Genomic DNA, 16,684 nt, shown 5'->3' on the forward strand with positions numbered 1-16,684 from the left:
CTCTCCCCCTCCTCCGCCAAACCATGTTCCTCCTGCGAACGACCTGGCCCGGAAGCGCAAGCTTCCGGGCTTCTTTTTTGTTTTCCGGCCGATTGTTATGGAAGTTTGACGGACGCCCGCTGGCACTTTGCAAAGTTAACGTTCGCGAAATTGTCCCATCGTAGAACACCGTAGCGAGAACGTGTCTCGGGCGGAGATTCGAATGGTGATCCGGCGCATGGCCTGGGGCAGGCCTGGCAACACAGGCGATGGGCTGGCACGCAATGCCGATGGCGCTGCAGCGGGCCTGTTGCCCGAACAGGCCGCCGCTTTGTGCCAGGCTTATGAATCGCTGGGGCTGGGCGCGTTCTGGTCGTGCGATGCCGATGGCCGGCTGACCTATCTCTCTCCCGCCGCACGCGCCGTGCTGGGCACCGATGGCGATCCGCTGGGCCGCACCCTGCTCGACTTGTTCCAGCATGAAGAGGGGACCGGCGAAGGCGGGACCAATGCGGGGGGCACCGAGCGATCCTTGCGCTTCGTGCTGGCGCGCCGCACCCGGTTCGAGCGCCTGACCGTGCGCAGCGGCGATACCGCGCAACCGCGCTGGTGGTCGCTTTCGGGAGAGGCGATCCATCGCAAGGGCGTGTTCGCCGGCTTCCATGGCCATTGCGCCGATATCAGCGACCAGCGCCGCCATGCCGAGGAAAGCAGCCACCTGGCGCTTCACGATTCGCTGACCGGCCTTGCCAACCGGCGCCACATGAACCTGATGCTGGCGCGCAAGATTGCCGCGCTGGCGGCGGCCAAGCGTCCCTGTGCCACGATGCTGATCGACCTCGACCGCTTCAAGCAGGTCAACGACACGCTGGGCCACGCCGCCGGTGATGCGCTGCTCAAGCAGGTCGCCGATCGGCTGGTGCGGCTGGTGGGCGATGCCAGCCGGGTCTGCCGCCTGGGCGGCGACGAATTCCAGATCATCCTGCCTGATGTCGAAGATCGCGGCCGCCTGGGCGAATTGGCCGAAGCGCTGATCGAGGACTTGTCGCAACCCTATCTCATCGAAGGTAGCCGCTGCCTGATCGGGGCCTCGATCGGGGTGGCGATCGCGCCGTTCGACGGGGCTGCCGCCGACGAACTGGTGCGCAGCGCCGATCTGGCGCTCTATGCCGCCAAGGGCAGCGGGCGCGGGCGCTTCCGGTTCTTTTCCAGCGATCTGCTCAAGGCGGCCGAGGATCGCAAGGCGTTGGAGGAAGACCTTCACGATGCCCTGGCCCAAGGCCAGTTTGACCTGCACTATCAGCCCATCGTCAAGGCGCAGACCAACCAGGTAATCGGGGTGGAAGCGCTGCTGCGCTGGAACCATCCCGAACACGGGCAGATTTCCCCGTCGCGGTTCATTCCCATTGCCGAGGAATGCAACCTGATCCGTGCGCTGGGCGAATGGGTGCTGCGCACGGCCTGCGCCGATGCGGCCACTTGGGGTGCCCCGTTGCGCGTGGCGGTCAATGTCTCGCCGGTTCAGTTTGCCGACGAGAATTTCCCGATGATCGTCGCTTCGGCCCTGGCCCAATCGGGGCTCGATCCCCAGCGGCTGGAGCTGGAAATCACCGAAGGGGTGTTCCTGGAGGAAGGCGGCCTTACCGATGCGCGGTTCAAGGCCTTGAAAGGCCTGGGCGTGCGCCTGGCGCTCGATGATTTCGGCACCGGCTATTCCTCGCTCGGCTATCTGAAAAGCGCGCCGTTCGACAAGATCAAGATCGACCAGTCGTTCGTGCGCGGGGCCACCCAACCGGGCAGCCGCAACCGCGCGATCATTACCGCGATCGTCGCCCTGGCCCAGGCGCTGGACATGGAAACCACCGCCGAAGGGGTGGAAAGCTTCGACCAGTTCGACCTGATGAAAGCCTTGAGCGTCGGCCACGTCCAGGGCTTCATCTACAGCCACCCGCTCGCCAACGCCGCGTTCACCCAGGCGCTGGGCGGGGGTGACTGGATCATCGAGCCCTCGGGCCCGGCGCGCCAGCGCCACCAGCGCCAGGCGATGTTCCGCCGCGTGGGCGTGGTGCACGAGGATTACTATTATCCCGTGGTGCTGCGCAACCTCTCGATGTCGGGCGCGCTGATCGAGGGGCTGCTCGAAGTGCCGCTGGAAACGCCGTTCGTGCTCGACCTGGGCGACGGGCAACTGGTGGTGGCCAAGGTACGGCGTAGCCAGGGCCACCAGCAGGGCCTGGAATTCGAGCAGGAACTGGTGAGCGACGGCAATGGCGGCCTGTGCACGCGCTATCGCGTCTCGCCCTATCAGCTTTCGGCCGCCGGCCTGACGCTGGGCGCCGGGCCGGGCGGGCCGATGCAGATCAACCGTGGCCCCAACGCCAAAGTGACGATGCCGGCCTTTGCCATGGCGACCGACTGGAACGGCGCCGGGCTGGCGTGGAACGAAGCTGCTTAGTTTACCTGGATTTCGGCATGCCGAAATCCAGGGTTGCGGCACCGGCCCGCTCCCCCAACGCCGAAACGCAAGTTTCGGCCAGAAACGCTCCGCGGCTTGAATTGCGCGGGGCTTGGCGTAAAGCCGCGTCATCATGACCGACCAGACCATGCCCCCGATCGCCCGCCCGCAGCCCAAGGACTGGATCAAGGCGATCCATGCCTATGTGCCGGGCAAATCGACGGGTGCGGATGGCCAGCCGCTGATCAAGCTGTCGGCCAACGAGAATCCGCTGGGCACCAGCGCGGCGGCGGTGGCGGCGCGCGGCGCGGTGGCCAATGCCGCGCTCTATCCCGATCCCGACAGCAAGGACCTGCGCGCCGCGTTGGCCGCGCTGCACGGGCTCGATCCGGCGCGCGTGGTCATGGGCACCGGCTCTGACGAACTGCTGCACATCGCCGCCCAGGCCTATGCCGGGGTGGGCGATGAAGTGCTGTTCGTGCGCTATGGCTTTTCGGTCTATCCCATTGCCGCGCGGCGATGCGGCGCCACGCCGGTGGAAGCGGCGGACGTGGATTACGGCACCGATGTCGACGCATTGCTGGCCGCGGTAACCCCGCGCACGCGCGTGGTGTTCCTGGCCAATCCCAACAATCCCACGGGCAGCTATATCGGGCGGGACGAGCTGGCGCGGCTCCATGCCGGGCTTCCGGGCGATGTCTTGCTGGTGGTGGACCAGGCCTATGCCGAATATGTTGCGGCAGAGGATGACGACGGGGCGCTCGATCTGGCGCGCAGCGCGCCCAACGTGCTGGTCACGCGCACCTTTTCCAAGATCTATGGCTTGGCGGGTGAACGCATCGGCTGGGCTACCGGCCCGGCGGACGTGGTCGACATGCTCAACCGCATTCGCGGGCCATTCAATGTCTCGCTCACCGGCCAGGCGATGGGGCTGGCGGCTGTGGCGGACCAGGCTTTCGTCCAGGCCTCTGCCGCGCATAACCGGGGCGAGCGCGCGCGCTTTGTCGCCGCGCTCGAAGCGCTGGGCAACCACGGCCTGCGCCCCTTGCCGAGCCAGGCCAATTTCGTGCTGATCGAGTTTTCCGGCGCGCTCACCGCAGAGGCCGCCTATCTCGGGCTGATGGACGCGGGCTATATCACCCGCTGGCTGCCCGGCCAGGGCTTGCCGCAGTGCCTGCGCATCACCATCGGCACGCCCGAGCAGATGGACGCGATCGCTGGTGCACTGCGCGCGATGGTCCAGGCCCAGCCCGAACGCGCCGGGCAATGAGCCAGCCGTTCGCGCGCATCGCGGTAATCGGCCTGGGGCTGCTGGGCGGATCGGTTGCCCTGGCGGCGCGCGCGCGCGTGCCGGGCGTGGTGGTCACCGGCTATGATGCCGATCCGGCAGTGCGTGCCCGCGCGGCGCAGATCGGCCTCGCCACGACCATTGCGCAAAGCCCGGCCGAGGCCGTGGCCGATGCCGACCTGGTGGTGTTCTGCGTGCCGGTGGGCGCGATGGCAGCGGCGGCGGCCGCTGTTGCACCCTATCTGCCCGCGGCATGCGTGGTCAGCGATGTGGGATCGAGCAAGGCCAGCGTGCTCAAGGCGTTGGGCGAGGCGCTGCCTGGCGCCACGATCGTGCCGGCGCACCCCGTGGCCGGGACCGAGCAGAGTGGCCCGGACGCCGGCTTTGCCACGCTGTTCGTGGGGCGCTGGTGTATCCTGACACCGCCCGACGACGCCGATCCCGCTGCCGTCACCGCCGTTTCCGCCTTCTGGGAGGCGCTCGGCGCGAAGGTGGAGATGATGGACGCGGCCCACCACGATCTGGTGCTGGCCGTTACCAGCCACTTGCCCCACCTCATTGCCTATACGATCGTGGGCACCGCGTCTGATCTGGAAGAAGTCACGCAGAGCGAGGTCATCAAATACTCGGCCGGCGGGTTTCGCGATTTCACCCGCATCGCCGCGTCCGACCCGACGATGTGGCGCGACGTGTTCCTGCACAATCGCGATGCGGTGCTGACGATGCTGCAAGTCTTTACCGAAGACCTGACCGAACTGCAAAAGGCCATCCGCAAGGGCGATGGCGCGGCGCTGTTCGACCATTTCACCCGCACCCGCGCCATTCGCCGCTCGATCATTGCGATGGGCCAGGATGACGCCCGGCCAGACTTTGGCCGTGACCATGGCGTTGCCGGCAAGCCTTGAGGCCGGCGGCCTGGCTTGCCCTTATGCGTCGTTGGCAACGCCGGTGTGCTGTTCCTGATCCATCACGCGGGCGTGCCAGATGTTGCGCCCCACGAACACGCCCACGATCGTCAGGACCACGATGATGGCAACCACCAGGCCGGCGCGGGCAAAGCGGCGGGAGCGGCGTTCGGGCGGCAAGTTGCGGGGATCTTCCATCTAGGCTCCTGTTGCAGATCTGTTTGTTCTGCAACGCGGCAGCGCCGCTTTCGCTCCGCGTCCCGGCCCCGCGCCCTGCCCGCCAAATCGGCAGGCCCAGCAAAAAGGGGCGGCAACCGCGTGGTTGCCGCCCCTTTTTCTGTTTTGGCGTCCGGGCTCAGAGTGTGATGACGTTTCGTTGAAATGCCTTCACACTCTAGATATTTGTTGTCGCGCGATTTTTTGACAAAAACCGGTGCCCACTTTTTGTCATCGCGCTTTAGAGCGCGATGCTGAGCGAAGCGCGCACGTTGGGAGCAATGCCGCCGTTGGTCGGCTTTTCCGCCCCGGCCGAGATCTTCCAGGTGTAGTCCAGGCCGCCCTGGAGAATGCCGACCGAGCCGATCCAGGCCGAGCTCTGGTTTTCCGGGGTGAGCGTGAAGGACTGGCCCGAGCCGAAGATCGCCGTGGTCTGGCCCAGGTCGCCCGAAAGGTGGCTGCGGCGGCCGAAGTCGGCTTCCACGGTGAAGGGGCGCCCTTCGTAGCTGCTGGGGCCACGGCTCCAGGCAAAGCCCAGGGTGGTGGTGGCGTTGACGGCGGTGCTGGTGCGGCCGCGCACCAGCAGGATGATCGCGTCGGTACCGGTTTCCTGGTAGCCGTTTTCCTTGAGGCGGAAGTACTCGATGCTCGCCTTGGGCTTGATCTTGAACGTGTCGCTCAGATTGAAGTCGTAGGTGAAGCCGCCGGTGGCCGAGATCGAGTGGCCCTTCCAGCCGCCGTGCGCGGTGTAGGTGATGTCCGAAGAATCGACCGTGCCGGTGAAGGTGCGGTCAAGCTTGTAGGACGAGCGGCCATAGCCGACGCGGGCGAAGGTGTAGAGCTTGCCGAACGCCTTGCGCCAGAAGGCGTTGATTTCGATGTTGTTCACGCCCAGCGACTGCTGGTTGTGGTTGTTCACCGTGCCGCTGGTCCAATCGAAGTAGGCGCCGATGTTGCCCAGCGACGTAGCGCGTTCGAGGCCAAGCGAGACACCACCGCCGCTCAGGCTGTAGCCGATCGAATCCCCGTCGTGCTTGCTGGCACGGAAGTAGAGCGGCTCAAGCCACATGCCGGTGTTGCTGATGGTGAACAGCGACGAATCGTCGGCCACGTGCAGCGCCGCCTGGCGCGAACCGCGGGTGACGAAATCGAACGCGCCGCCGGCATAGTCGGGCAGGAGTTCGTTGAACTGGCTCTGCATCGCGCTGGTCGTGGTCATCTGCAGCAGGCTGGATTCCAGCGTGCTGTAGCTGGCCGCATTGCCGATGATCGCGTCATAGGCAGCGGCCTGGGGCGACGTGAGGCCCAGCTCGGTGGCGGTCTTGCGCGCCAGGGTCAGTTCCAGGTCGTTGCCCGACTGGGTGATCGAACCCTTGAACAGGATCGGCAGCGAAAGCGAGCTGGTGGTGACATTGCTGCCGCCGGTCAGCGTGCCGGCCGACACGATGTCATAAGTCCCGGCCGCGTTGGCGAACGAGGAGATCGTCACGCCGATCTTGGAGCCGCTGTTGAAGGTCACCGTGTTGGCCACCAGCTTCGACGCGGTGCCGGTGGTGCCATCGACATAGACGCCCAGCGTGCCGCCGGAATTGACCGTGAGGCTGTTGATCGTGGTGGTGTCGGTGCTGTTGGCGCCGAACGAGCCGCCGTTGACCGTCACGCCCAGCTGCGAACCGCCGCTGATCGTGCCCTTCCAGATCGCCGAATCGGCCAGGGTCAGCGTGCCGACCTGGTCATTGAGGATCAGTTCGCCGGTGAAGCGCGAATTGCCGGCCATCGACATGGTGGCCGTGCCGGTGCCGAAATCGATATCGCCGATCCACTTGGCGTCGTCGGCCAGCTTCACGGTGTCGTTGCCCGCGCCCAGGTAGGCGTCGCCGGTCACCTTGCCGGATTCGATGTCCACCGTGTCGTTGCCGCTGCCGGTATAGATGTCGCCGGTGATCGCGGTGTAGACGGTGGCGGTGTCCACGTCATAGCCCGAGGCGGCCTTGTCGGTCTTCTGGCTCGCCGCGTCGGTGCTGTTGAGGTACTGGGTGATCGTCACGCCGCTGGTGTTGGCCGAAAGGTCGATCGCCGCGTTCTTGCCGGTGGTGGCGCCGCTCACGGTGATGAAGCCGGTGTTGTTGACCGTGGTCAGCGTGCCCGAGAGATCGCGGATGCCATAGAGGTTGCCGGTGGAAACCTCGCTCGCCGTCGCCTTGATCGTGCCTTCGTTATACAGCGAAGTGGCCGTGACGCCCGAATTGATCAGGATCGCGGTGGCATCGCTGTTGACCGTTGTGGCCGAAACCGTGCCATAGACGCCGATGCCGTTCGACAGGGTGACGGTGCCGCCCTGGCCGCCCAGCACCACGCCATAGGAGCTGAGCCCGCTATAATAGGCAGAAGCGCCCACGCTGCCGTCGATCGCCACCGAATAGGTGCCGGTGGTGGCCGTGACCGAACCGATCGTGGTGTTGCTGGTGCCGCCGATCAGCAGCGCCGGGCTGGTGCCATAGGACTGGATCGAACCGGTGGTTTCGGTGGTGCTGCCGCTGCTCGATGCCACGGTGACGATCACGCCGCCGGTGACATTGCCCGAAACCTGTACCGCAGCCTTGCCGCTGCTGAGCGCGGAGGGCGAGAGGTACTGCGTGGTGGAATCGTCGGCGGTGTAGCTGACCGCCTGGCTCATCGCGCCGTCGATCTTCACCGTGCCGGTCACGTTGCCGTTCACGACCACGGCCTGCGCGCCCTGGCCGATCACCGAGACGGTTCCGCCGATGTTGAGGTTGCCGGTCACGTTGCCGGTCTCGATGCCCACCGAGCTGTCACCCTTGACGCTGATCGTGCCGGTGTTGGTGATCGAGCCGGTCAGGTCCGAATCGACGACGATGCCGCCGGAATTGTTGCCTTCGACCGAGATCGTGCCGCTGTTGGAAATCGTCGCCGTGGTGGCGCTGCCCGACAGGATGTGGATGCCATAGCGGCCGGTGAGCTGCGAGACCGAGCCATCGACGACCGAGCTGTTGCCCAGCACGTCGGGCGTGTAGTCTTCGGTGAGGGAGATCGTGCCGGCATTGGTGATCGTGGTGGTCACGCCCGAGCTGACGGCGATGCCCGCGCTGTTGCTGTAGCCGCTGAGCGTGAGCGACCCGCCCGAGTTGACGTTGACCGTCTTGGAGGAATCGACCGTCACAGCCGTGGCGCTGCCACTGGCCAGCTTGATCGCGCCGCCGCTGGCAACGGTGACGTTGCCGGCCGAGGACGTGGTGAGCGGGGTCAGCGTGCTGGTGCTGACCGTGGTATCGGCAAGCGCGGGGGTTGCGCCCGCCAGCAGGGCGACGGGAATCGCCAGCGGGGCGGCGGAGGAAAGAAAACGAATCTTGGGGAGGCGCTGCATGGGCTCTCGTCTCGTTGGGCAAAAGGGCCAGCAGGGGCAGGCCGGTGGCATCATTGGGGGCTTCATATCCGGGGCCGGCCGGCTTTACCAGTGCCTGAAATGCGCCGAAACCACTATCCGTCGCAAGCGAAGATGAAGAAATGTTCAGAGAATTTTGGTGATCGTAAATATGGCGTTCAGATGGTACGATGCAGCAGGGCATCGGGACAAGGGAATGGACGGAGCAACCATCGTGCGCGACGGGTGGACCGCATGACCTTTTGCGGTGACGTGCAGGGCGATGCCCTTGCCTTGGGCGACGACGCCCCTGGTCCTCTTTCGACAGGGCCAGTCACCGATCATCAACACGCCGGCAGGGCCGCGTCAGCCGCCTATGTGCTGGACGGCAGCGCCATCGGCGTGGCCGGCCTCGATCTGGCGCGGGTGGACGACGTGGCGCTGATGGCGCGCGTGGGCCAAGGCTGCCAGGCCTCTTTTGCCGTGCTGGTGGAGCGCCATGCCGCGGCGCTCTATCGCGTTGCCGCGCGCATGCTGGGCGACGGGCACGAGGCCGAGGACGTGGTGCAGGACTGTTTTGCCCGCATGTGGCAGAACGCGCCGCGCTGGTATCCCACCGGCGCGGGCCTGATCGGCTGGCTGCACCGCGTGGCGATGAACCTGTGTTTCGATCGCAAGCGGCGCTTCCGCGTGGTGGTGACCGACGACCTGCCCGACTGCGCCGACCAGGCCCCGTTGGCCGATCGCATGATCGAGCAGCGCCAGGCCTGCGCGCAAGTGGCAGCTGCCCTCGCGGATCTGCCGGAACGCTATCGCGCCGCGCTGGTCTTGTGCTATTACGAGAACTTCTCCAATGCACTTGCGGCCCAAGTGCTTGATCTTAATATCAAGGCGATGGAGTCGCTGTTGTTCAGGGCGAGGCGGCAGATGCGGGAACTGCTAGAGGCGCGCGACGTCACATGCCGTGACGTGGCTTTTGTGGGTGCGGCCGCCGTGGCCGATGCCTCGGCCAATCCGGGCGCCGGCGCGCACGCGTGACCGGCAAGCTTCCCTGCGTGGCCGATCCCGGCCAGGATCTTGCGACCGGGCGCGATGCGGCTCCCGTGCGTGCGTCCGATCGCATGTCTGACGCCGCGCTCGACCAGCTTCTTTCCCTTCACGATGCGCCGGCCCTGCCGGCCGGCCTTGCCGCGCGAATCCTGCGCGAGGTGCCGTTGCGCCCGCAGCTTGCCGGCGCAGGCCACGAACTTGGCGATATGGCGCTTCATGCGGCCGTGCCCGGCACCATGCCCGGCGTGGCGCGCGCGCGTGGACAGGTCGTGCCGCTGCGCGTGGTCGGCGGCACCGACCATGGCGGCCGGCGCCCCATGGCAACGCGGCTTTCGGCCTGGCGCGGCGCGCTGCTGATGCTGGGCGGCACCGGGATCGGCGCCCTGGCGGCCAGCATCGCCGCGGTGGCCCTGTTCGGCTCTCCTTTCCAAAGCGCGCCGCAAGGCGCACCGGCCGATGCCGGCGCGGCGGCGCCCGCCCTGGTGGCCAGCGCGGCGCCAACCGCACCAGCCCGTGCCCAGTCTTCCGCCACGGCTGCGGCACCCGCCGCCGCCGCACCGGGTGGCCGCGCCCAGCCTGCCGCGTTGGCGGCCAACGCGGCCCCGGCCCTGCCTGCGCCGCTCGCCTCGCCCCCGGCCGATACCAGCGATCCCGATCCGGTGCTGCCCCCGGCTGCGCCCGATCGAACCAAGCTGGCCGCGCAATCGCCCGATCCGGGGCCGGACCAGCCCGGCCAGATGGGCCCGACGCTGGGCCCCACGCGCGGCGCGATGGGGCCGTTCCTGCCGCAGGGCTATGGCTATAGCGGCGGCATCGGCGGGGTTCCGGGCGGCATGGGGCCAGGCAGCGCCATTCCCGGCACGATGCAGTCCATGCCCGGACACATGCCGGCTGGGCCCTCGTTGCCCTGACAAGCGCGGCCCCGCGCTTGAAATCGTTCCTCTGACTTCGCCACGCCTTGCACCGTTCAGTGCATCGGCAGGGGTGGGTAGAGCGCGGCATCGGCGCTGATCTGGGCCAGGCGGTGATTGCCCAGCGGCACGCGGCGCGCTCCGTCCAACTGGGTGGTCCGGCACAGGCTGTCGGTGCTGTCGTTCTCGAAAATGCAGGTCACGGGCAGGCCGTGCAGCAGCCGAACGGTGCGGCGCGGATCGCTGTCCGGGGCGCCGGGATGGAACAGGCCGCCGGGATTGGCCTGGAAATAGACCGTCCGCGCCGGCGCGACCAGCACCACCGAGGCGATCCGTGCGCGCAGATCGGCCGGCACCGCGCCCAGGCCGGTATCGAGCACGCCCGCGCCGAATGCCGCGCCGATCAAGGCGATATGGGCCGCGTGGCTGCGCGCCAGGGCCTGGCGCATGGTATCGGCCACCAGGGCATCGACAAAGGCGCGGTCGCGGCCCACGCCGAACAGCGCGGGCGAATTGACCGTGACGACCGGCAGGCCGCGATCGCGCAACGCCGCGATCGTGCCGCCGCCCGCGCCCAGCGCCAGGCCCATGTCGCCCGAAAAATAGACCACCACCAGATCGTGGCGGGGCGGGCCGAGCGGCCCGCGATAGAGCACGGCCTGGCGATCGAAATAGCCGCCAGCCGCCATCGTGCCGCCGGCCACTGCGGGCAGCGCGGCAGCAAGGGCAAACAGCTTGCGACCAAGAAAGCCAATAGCCATGATGCACCGGCATGATCCCTGCGCCCTGTCTGGGCAGTGGGGGCAAGATTAACTCGTTGTCATGGAAAGTCGCACGTGGCCGGACGCATTCTGCTGGTTGAAGACGATCCCCAGATCGGGGACTACATTGCGCGCGGCTTTGCCGAGGAAGGCTTTACCGTCGACCGCGCCGACAATGGCCGGGACGGGCTGTTCCTGGCTACCGACAGCCAGTTCGACGTGGTCGTGCTCGATCGCATGCTGCCGGGCATGGATGGCCTGGCCGTGCTCAAGGCGCTGCGCGCGGCCGAAGTGGAAACCCCGGTGATCGTGCTTTCCGCGCTGGGCAGCACCGACGATCGCGTGGCCGGGCTTACCGCCGGGGCCGACGATTACCTGGGCAAGCCGTTCTCGTTCGCCGAATTGATGGCGCGGGTCCAGGCGCTGATGCGGCGCGGCACCGGGCGGCAAAAGGCGCAGGACACCGTGCTGCGCTGCGCCGATCTGGAGCTGGACCGGCTGACCCGCCAGGTGAAGCGGGGGCCGCGCAAGATCACGCTCCAACCGCGCGAGTTCCGCCTGCTCGAATACATGCTGCTGCACCAGGGCGAAGTGGTCACCCGCACCATGCTGCTCGAAGCGGTGTGGGACTATCATTTCGACCCAGGCACCAATGTGATCGACGTGCATATCAGCCGCCTGCGCCGCAAGATCGACGATGGCGAGGAGCAGGCCCTGTTCCACACCGTGCGCGGCGCGGGCTATCGCATGGCTGCCGATTGACCATGCTCGCCCGGGCCATGCGCCAGCGCCCGCTTTCGCCCACCATGCTGCGCCTGGTGGCGGCGGTGTTCGTGCTGCAATTGCTGTCGAGCGCGGCGGCGATCTTTTTCCTGCGCACCCAGATGCTCGACGTGGTGCGCGCCGATCGCGAAGACCAGGTGATCGACGTGCGCGACGATCTGCTGGCCGCGTTCTACAGCGGCGGGCGCGATTCGCTGGACGATTTCATTCGCGACCAGCGCGGCAGCGTGGCCGATCCCGGCGTCTTCGTGACGCTGACGGGCGGCGCGCGCGCGACGGTGACGAGCAATATCGATTTCGTGCCGTCGATCGCGCCCGGCCCGCGCCCGCAACCGGTGCTGGTGCGCCGCGGGGATAGCGCCAACGACCAGGAAGCGCTGGTGCTGGCCAGCACTTTACCCGATGGCGCGCGGCTGACCGTGGGGTTGATGGGGGCGAGCGAGCGGCGCTTCAACCTGGCCTTTGCCGCCGCGATCGGGTTGACCATTGCCGTGGCCGTGGCGCTGGCGCTGGTCAGCGCGGTGGTGCTGGGCCTGGCGATCAGCCGCCGCACCCACGAAATCGCCAAGGCGGCCGAGGAACTGGCGGCCGGCAATTTCGGCATGCGCCTGGCAGAAGGGGAAAGCGGCGACGGGTTCGACCATTTGCGCCTGCAGATGAACCAGATGGCCGAGCGCATTGCCACGCTGGTGGCCGAACTGGGGGCGGTTTCGGGCGCATTGGCGCACGATCTGCGCTCGCCGGTCACGCGGCTTTCCGCGGCGATCGACACCGCGCTTGCCCGCGTGGACGAGCCGGGCGCGATCGAAGCGCTCCAGGCCGCGCGCGCCGATGCCGATGGCCTGCGCGCCATGTTGGAAACCGCGCTGGAAATCAGCCGCCTCGAAGGTGGCGCGGTGCAAGACCGCCGCGTGGCGCTCGATCTGGCGGCCGTGGCGGCCGACATGGTCGAACTTTATGAGCCCCTGGCCGAACAATCGGGCGTGACCTTGGCGCTCGATCTGGCGCCGGCCTGGGTCATGGCCGATCGCGAGCTGATCTCGCGCGCGCTGGCCAACGCCATCGACAACGCGCTGAAATACGGCGGAAACGCGATCACTGTGCGGACCCGTGCGGCCGATGGCGAAGCCACCCTGGCGGTAGCCGACAATGGCCCCGGCATCGCCCCCGAAGACCGCCCCCGCGTGGTCGAGCGCTTCGTGCGGCTCGACAACGCGCGCACCCGTCCGGGTGGGGGCCTGGGCCTGTCGATGGTCAACGCCGTGGCGCGGCTGCACCGGGGGCGCCTGGAACTGGATGAAGCGCCCGGTGGCGGGCTGGCGGTGACGCTGCACGTGCCGGCTTAGGGACCAGCCCCTCCACCCCCGCCGCTGGCTGGTGGAGGGGCCTCGGTTCAGGACCCTGTATTCACCCGCCCGGTGCGTTCTAGCTTGCCCCAGCCGATGCCCAGGCCCGCGAGCGCGGCGCTGACCGCGCGGATCACCACGCCGTACATCAGCTGGCGATAGACGAAGCGCTGGCTGAGCAGGAGGAACGCGGGCAGCCGCTTTTCGCGCACGTCGAGCCGGAAGGCGACCAGCCCGCAGGCCAGGTCGATCAGCGTGAAGCCCAGCCAATAGACGCCCATGCGCAGCACGTCGGTCTGGGTCTGGGCCCAGCCATGCTGGATCACCCGCACGATCGTGCCCACGATCGAGATGCCCAGCGCCAGGTCGATCAGCGGCGAGGCGATGGCAAAGGCGATCTGGAACAGCCAGGCCTGGGGAATGCCGATGAAGGCCAGGCCCGAGGGGCGCTGCTGCGCCACCACGGCGCGGTGCTTCCACAGGCATTGCAGCGTGCCGAATGCCCAACGGAAGCGTTGCTTGCCCAGCGCGCGCAGGGTTTCGGGCGCTTCGGTCCAGGCCACGGCGTCTTCGTCATAGGCCACTTTCCAGCCATGGCGCTGGATCGCGATGGTCAGGTCCTGGTCTTCGGCCAGGGTGTCTTCGGGATAGCCGCCGACATCGTTGAGCGCCTCCCGCCGCCAGGCTCCCACCGCGCCGGGCACGACCATGATCGCGTCGAAGCGGGTGAGGGCGCGGCGTTCGATGTTCTGCGCCGTCACATATTCCACCGCCTGCCAGCGGGTGACGAGGTTGACGCGGTTGCCCACCTTGGCGTTGCCCGCCACGGCGCCGATTTCGGGCTTTTCGAACCAGCGCACCAGCTTGCCGATGGTTTCGGGTTCGAACTGGGTATCGGCATCGAGCGCCACGATGATCTCGCCATCGGCGGCGGCGAGCGCCCGGTTGAGCGCGCTGGCCTTGCCGCCGTTGACCAGGGTCATCAGCGTCACGCGCGGATCGCCGCCGAACGCGTCGGTCACGATTTGGCTGGTTGCGTCCTTCGATCCGTCGTCGGCCACGATCACGCTGAGCGCCGGATAGGTGCTGGCCAGGATGCGGTGGACCGAAGCCTCGATCACCCGCTCTTCGTTGTAGGCGGGAATGATCACCGTCACGCGCGGCTGGTAGGGCGGCACGTCGGGCGCTCGGTTCAGCCAGGGCAGGTCGACGCGGCGCTGCGGGAACAGCGCCAGGCCGGTCAGCCCCAAGGCGCGCAGGGTGCCGAGCGCGATGGCGAAGAAGAACGTCCAGTTCAGCGTGGCGAGCGCGGCGGCGAGCACGGCAAAGATGCCGATATCGAGCTGCACGGCGACCAGGTCCCAGCCCTTGACCACGGGCATCACGTCATCGCGCTTCATGCCTGCCAGCGTGGACACCGGCACGAAGCGATAGCCCTGGGCCTGCAACTGTTCGATGATCCGGGGCAGCGCGGCCACGGTCTGCGAACGGTTGCCGCCGCCATCGTGCAGCAGGATCACATTGGCGGAACGATCGGCATTGCCGCCATCCACCGCGCTGACGGTGAGCTGCACCACCTGGTCGGCCGGGCGGCGCATCCAGTCGCCCGGGTCGGCGTGGAGGCCGACGATCGTATAACCCTGCTTCTGGGCGATCAGCGCGGGATCGAGTTCGTCGGCCGTGGTCGGCTCGGCGTCTCCGAAATAGGGCGCGCGGAACAGGCGGGTGGAGCGGCCGGTATAGGCCTCGATCAGGCGCTGCGTGGCATTGAGTTCCAGCTTGATCCCGGCCGGGGTGCTGTTGGCCATGTTGGGGTGGGTATAGCTGTGGTTGCCGATCTCGTCGCCGTCGGCCACCATGCGTTGCAGCAGGCCACGGTTGGCCACCCCGTTTTCGCCGATCACGAAGAACGTGCCGGGCACGTGGTATTTCTCCAGGATCGAGAGGATCTGCGGCGTCCAGGTCGGATCGGGGCCATCGTCGAAGGTCAGCGCGACCAGCTTGGGCCGATCCCCGGTGCGGCGCACGACATAGGGCGTGGGCAGCGTGACATAGCGTTCGTCCGTGACGAGGCCGAGGCGATGGTCGGTATCGAGCGAGCGGGTGCCGGGCGTGGGAGTGGCATCGATGCGCAGGATTTCGCCGTTGCCTTCCACGTCCACGTTGCTGCTTTGGGTAATGCGCGAAATGTCGGGCAGGGTCTTGGCCCCGCCGTGCCAGGCCTGCAGCACGGGCCAGAAGCCGGGGTCTTCCGAACCCAGCCGCCACAGCGCCACCGAACCCACGCCCAGCTGGCGCAGCATCAGCATCTGGTTCCAGCTGGTGGCGGCATCGAGCAGCCACACGTCGTGGCGCACGGCAGGCGTGCCATCGGCGGTATCGGCATCGTCGTCATAGGCAAAGCCGACATTGCCGCTGGCCTTGTCCCAGCCCGGCGTGGTGCCGCTGTCGTGCGCGGCCAGCCAGGCTTCTTCCACGGTCAGCGCATCGGCATGGCCTTCATGCCAGTCATAGCCATAGCTGCCGAGCGCGACCACCGCCTTGCCGGCGGGAACGCCCTTGAGCGCGGCGGAAACACGGCCGATGAACCACGGATTGGAGGCGATCGGGCCGGATTGGCCGCCTTGCCAATGTTCGTCATAAGCCATCAGCACGATCTTGTCGGCCACGTCGGCAAAGGCGCGCGGGTGCCAGTTTTCATCATCGACCGGCATGGTGATCGAGACCAGGCGATGCTTGGGCGCCAGGCGCGCGTGCAGGTCGGCGGCAAACTGGTGCAGGCCGGGCAACGCGCCCTGGGGCAGGCTTTCGAAATCGATCATCACCCCGGCATCGCCCGACTTGTCGAGCGCGGCGTCCACCGCATTGGCCAGCGCCAGGCGGCGCGCCGGGTTGTTCAGCACGGCAGCCGTGCCCGCGCCGTCCCAGCCGGCCGCATCGCTCACGTTCTGCAACACCGGCACCACCAGCGGGCGGCGCAGCGATCCGGCGATGATCCGGCGCATCGGCGCATCGTCGGTCACCGTCAGGTGGCCGGCATGATCGAGCCCCATGAGCGTGGGGGCCACCCAGTCGATCTGGCCGACGTGGCGCTGCAGCGCCCCGGCGCTTTCATCGCTTTGCGCCTGGTAGAAACCGATCGTGATGGGGGCGGCCTGAACCCGCGCCGGCACCACCGCGCGGTGGCCGAACAGCGCGGCCAGGCGGTGCGACAGGCGGCTGACCTGGGTTTTCAGCGGCAGCGGCGCCAGGCGTTCCTGGGCAAATGCCAGCGGCTCACGCGGGGTGACGGTGGCCACCGTGGTGGCAAAGATCACGCACATCGCCACCAGCACGGCCAGCACGGCAAAGGCAAGGCGACGAGTCCAGCGGCGGCGCTGGCCGGTGGGATCGAAGAAGATGGGGCGTGGCACGGCCGGTTTTTCCGAACTGCAAAGGTTGTGGAGCCGCCGGGAAGGGCAAAAGCCTTCTGCGCGTTGTCAGCGACCGGGAAACCGTCAGATCGGGAAAGCGGCGCCTGCGCGAAGCGGCAGGGGTGACGGTGAGCAGCCCAGAGCGGAACCGGAACAGGGGACCGTCACGTCGCGGATCCAGAGCTGCTCACCGTC

Annotated in this window: 11 protein-coding genes; 7 read left to right on the forward strand and 4 right to left on the reverse strand. The window is 67.6% G+C overall.

From position 1 onward, the window contains the following. The first annotated feature begins 202 nt into the window (after positions 1-202). The 3 genes from FHW94_RS11175 to FHW94_RS11185 all read left to right on the forward strand — a co-directional run bounded on the left by FHW94_RS11175 (position 203) and on the right by FHW94_RS11185 (position 4,627). Positions 203-2,434 carry an EAL domain-containing protein gene (locus FHW94_RS11175; RefSeq protein ID WP_168555891.1) on the forward strand — a complete coding sequence of 744 codons (2,232 nt, stop codon included), beginning with the start codon at positions 203-205 and terminating at the stop codon, positions 2,432-2,434. A 133-nt stretch (positions 2,435-2,567) separates the two neighbouring features. Then, the gene (gene hisC, locus FHW94_RS11180) at positions 2,568-3,704 is read left to right on the forward strand and encodes a histidinol-phosphate transaminase (RefSeq protein WP_246866069.1); all 1,137 of its coding nucleotides are present in this window, start codon (positions 2,568-2,570) and stop codon (positions 3,702-3,704) included. Then, the gene (locus FHW94_RS11185) at positions 3,701-4,627 is read left to right on the forward strand and encodes a prephenate/arogenate dehydrogenase family protein (RefSeq protein WP_168555892.1); all 927 of its coding nucleotides are present in this window, start codon (positions 3,701-3,703) and stop codon (positions 4,625-4,627) included. The genes hisC and FHW94_RS11185 overlap by 4 nt, the downstream gene beginning before the upstream one ends. 21 nt (positions 4,628-4,648) lie before the next feature. Here the strand turns inward: FHW94_RS11185 and FHW94_RS11190 are convergent, their stop codons facing one another. Beyond that, a complete protein-coding gene (locus FHW94_RS11190; protein ID WP_168555893.1) occupies positions 4,649-4,825 on the reverse strand; it encodes a hypothetical protein in 177 nt (58 codons plus the stop codon). Positions 4,826-5,084: 259 nt separating this feature from the next. Beyond that, a complete protein-coding gene (locus FHW94_RS11195) occupies positions 5,085-8,228 on the reverse strand; it encodes an autotransporter domain-containing protein (RefSeq protein ID WP_168555894.1) in 3,144 nt (1,047 codons plus the stop codon). A gap of 252 nt (positions 8,229-8,480) precedes the next feature. On the opposite strand from FHW94_RS11195, the gene FHW94_RS11200 reads away from it, so the two are divergent. Together FHW94_RS11200 and FHW94_RS11205 are read left to right on the forward strand one after the other, a co-directional pair. Then, positions 8,481-9,263 carry an RNA polymerase sigma factor gene (locus FHW94_RS11200; protein ID WP_168555895.1) on the forward strand — a complete coding sequence of 261 codons (783 nt, stop codon included), beginning with the start codon at positions 8,481-8,483 and terminating at the stop codon, positions 9,261-9,263. Beyond that, positions 9,260-10,186: a hypothetical protein gene (locus tag FHW94_RS11205; protein ID WP_168555896.1), complete on the forward strand. Its 927-nt coding sequence runs from the start codon at positions 9,260-9,262 to the stop codon at positions 10,184-10,186. The genes FHW94_RS11200 and FHW94_RS11205 overlap by 4 nt, the downstream gene beginning before the upstream one ends. 56 nt (positions 10,187-10,242) lie before the next feature. On the opposite strand, the gene FHW94_RS11210 is transcribed toward FHW94_RS11205, so the two are convergent. Next, complete coding sequence (locus FHW94_RS11210) at positions 10,243-10,947, reverse strand: virulence factor (RefSeq protein ID WP_246866070.1); 705 nt, start codon at positions 10,945-10,947, stop codon at positions 10,243-10,245. 75 nt (positions 10,948-11,022) lie between these two features. Here FHW94_RS11210 and FHW94_RS11215 point away from each other — a divergent pair, with 75 nt between their 5' ends. After that, on the forward strand, positions 11,023-11,709 hold the full coding sequence (locus FHW94_RS11215) for a response regulator transcription factor (RefSeq protein ID WP_168555897.1): 687 nt from the start codon (positions 11,023-11,025) through the stop codon (positions 11,707-11,709). Between the two features lie 2 nt (positions 11,710-11,711). Then, complete coding sequence (locus tag FHW94_RS11220) at positions 11,712-13,076, forward strand: HAMP domain-containing sensor histidine kinase (protein WP_246866105.1); 1,365 nt, start codon at positions 11,712-11,714, stop codon at positions 13,074-13,076. Positions 13,077-13,123: 47 nt separating this feature from the next. Here the strand turns inward: FHW94_RS11220 and FHW94_RS11225 are convergent, their stop codons facing one another. Further along, on the reverse strand, positions 13,124-16,489 hold the full coding sequence (locus FHW94_RS11225) for a glycosyltransferase (RefSeq protein WP_168555898.1): 3,366 nt from the start codon (positions 16,487-16,489) through the stop codon (positions 13,124-13,126). Positions 16,490-16,684 lie beyond the last annotated feature (195 nt).

This window comes from Novosphingobium sp. SG720 (genome assembly GCF_012275365.1).
Taxonomy (GTDB): domain Bacteria; phylum Pseudomonadota; class Alphaproteobacteria; order Sphingomonadales; family Sphingomonadaceae; genus Novosphingobium; species Novosphingobium rhizosphaerae.

Coding starts and splice junctions, on each gene's coding strand:
- FHW94_RS11190 (WP_168555893.1), bottom strand. CDS start 4,825: ATGGAAGATCCCCGCAACTTGCCGCCCGAACGCCGCTCCCGCCGCTTT.
- FHW94_RS11185 (WP_168555892.1), top strand. CDS start 3,701: ATGAGCCAGCCGTTCGCGCGCATCGCGGTAATCGGCCTGGGGCTGCTG.
- FHW94_RS11175 (WP_168555891.1), top strand. CDS start 203: ATGGTGATCCGGCGCATGGCCTGGGGCAGGCCTGGCAACACAGGCGAT.
- FHW94_RS11220 (WP_246866105.1), top strand. CDS start 11,712: ATGCTCGCCCGGGCCATGCGCCAGCGCCCGCTTTCGCCCACCATGCTG.
- FHW94_RS11195 (WP_168555894.1), bottom strand. CDS start 8,228: ATGCAGCGCCTCCCCAAGATTCGTTTTCTTTCCTCCGCCGCCCCGCTG.
- hisC (WP_246866069.1), top strand. CDS start 2,568: ATGACCGACCAGACCATGCCCCCGATCGCCCGCCCGCAGCCCAAGGAC.
- FHW94_RS11200 (WP_168555895.1), top strand. CDS start 8,481: ATGACCTTTTGCGGTGACGTGCAGGGCGATGCCCTTGCCTTGGGCGAC.
- FHW94_RS11210 (WP_246866070.1), bottom strand. CDS start 10,947: ATGGCTATTGGCTTTCTTGGTCGCAAGCTGTTTGCCCTTGCTGCCGCG.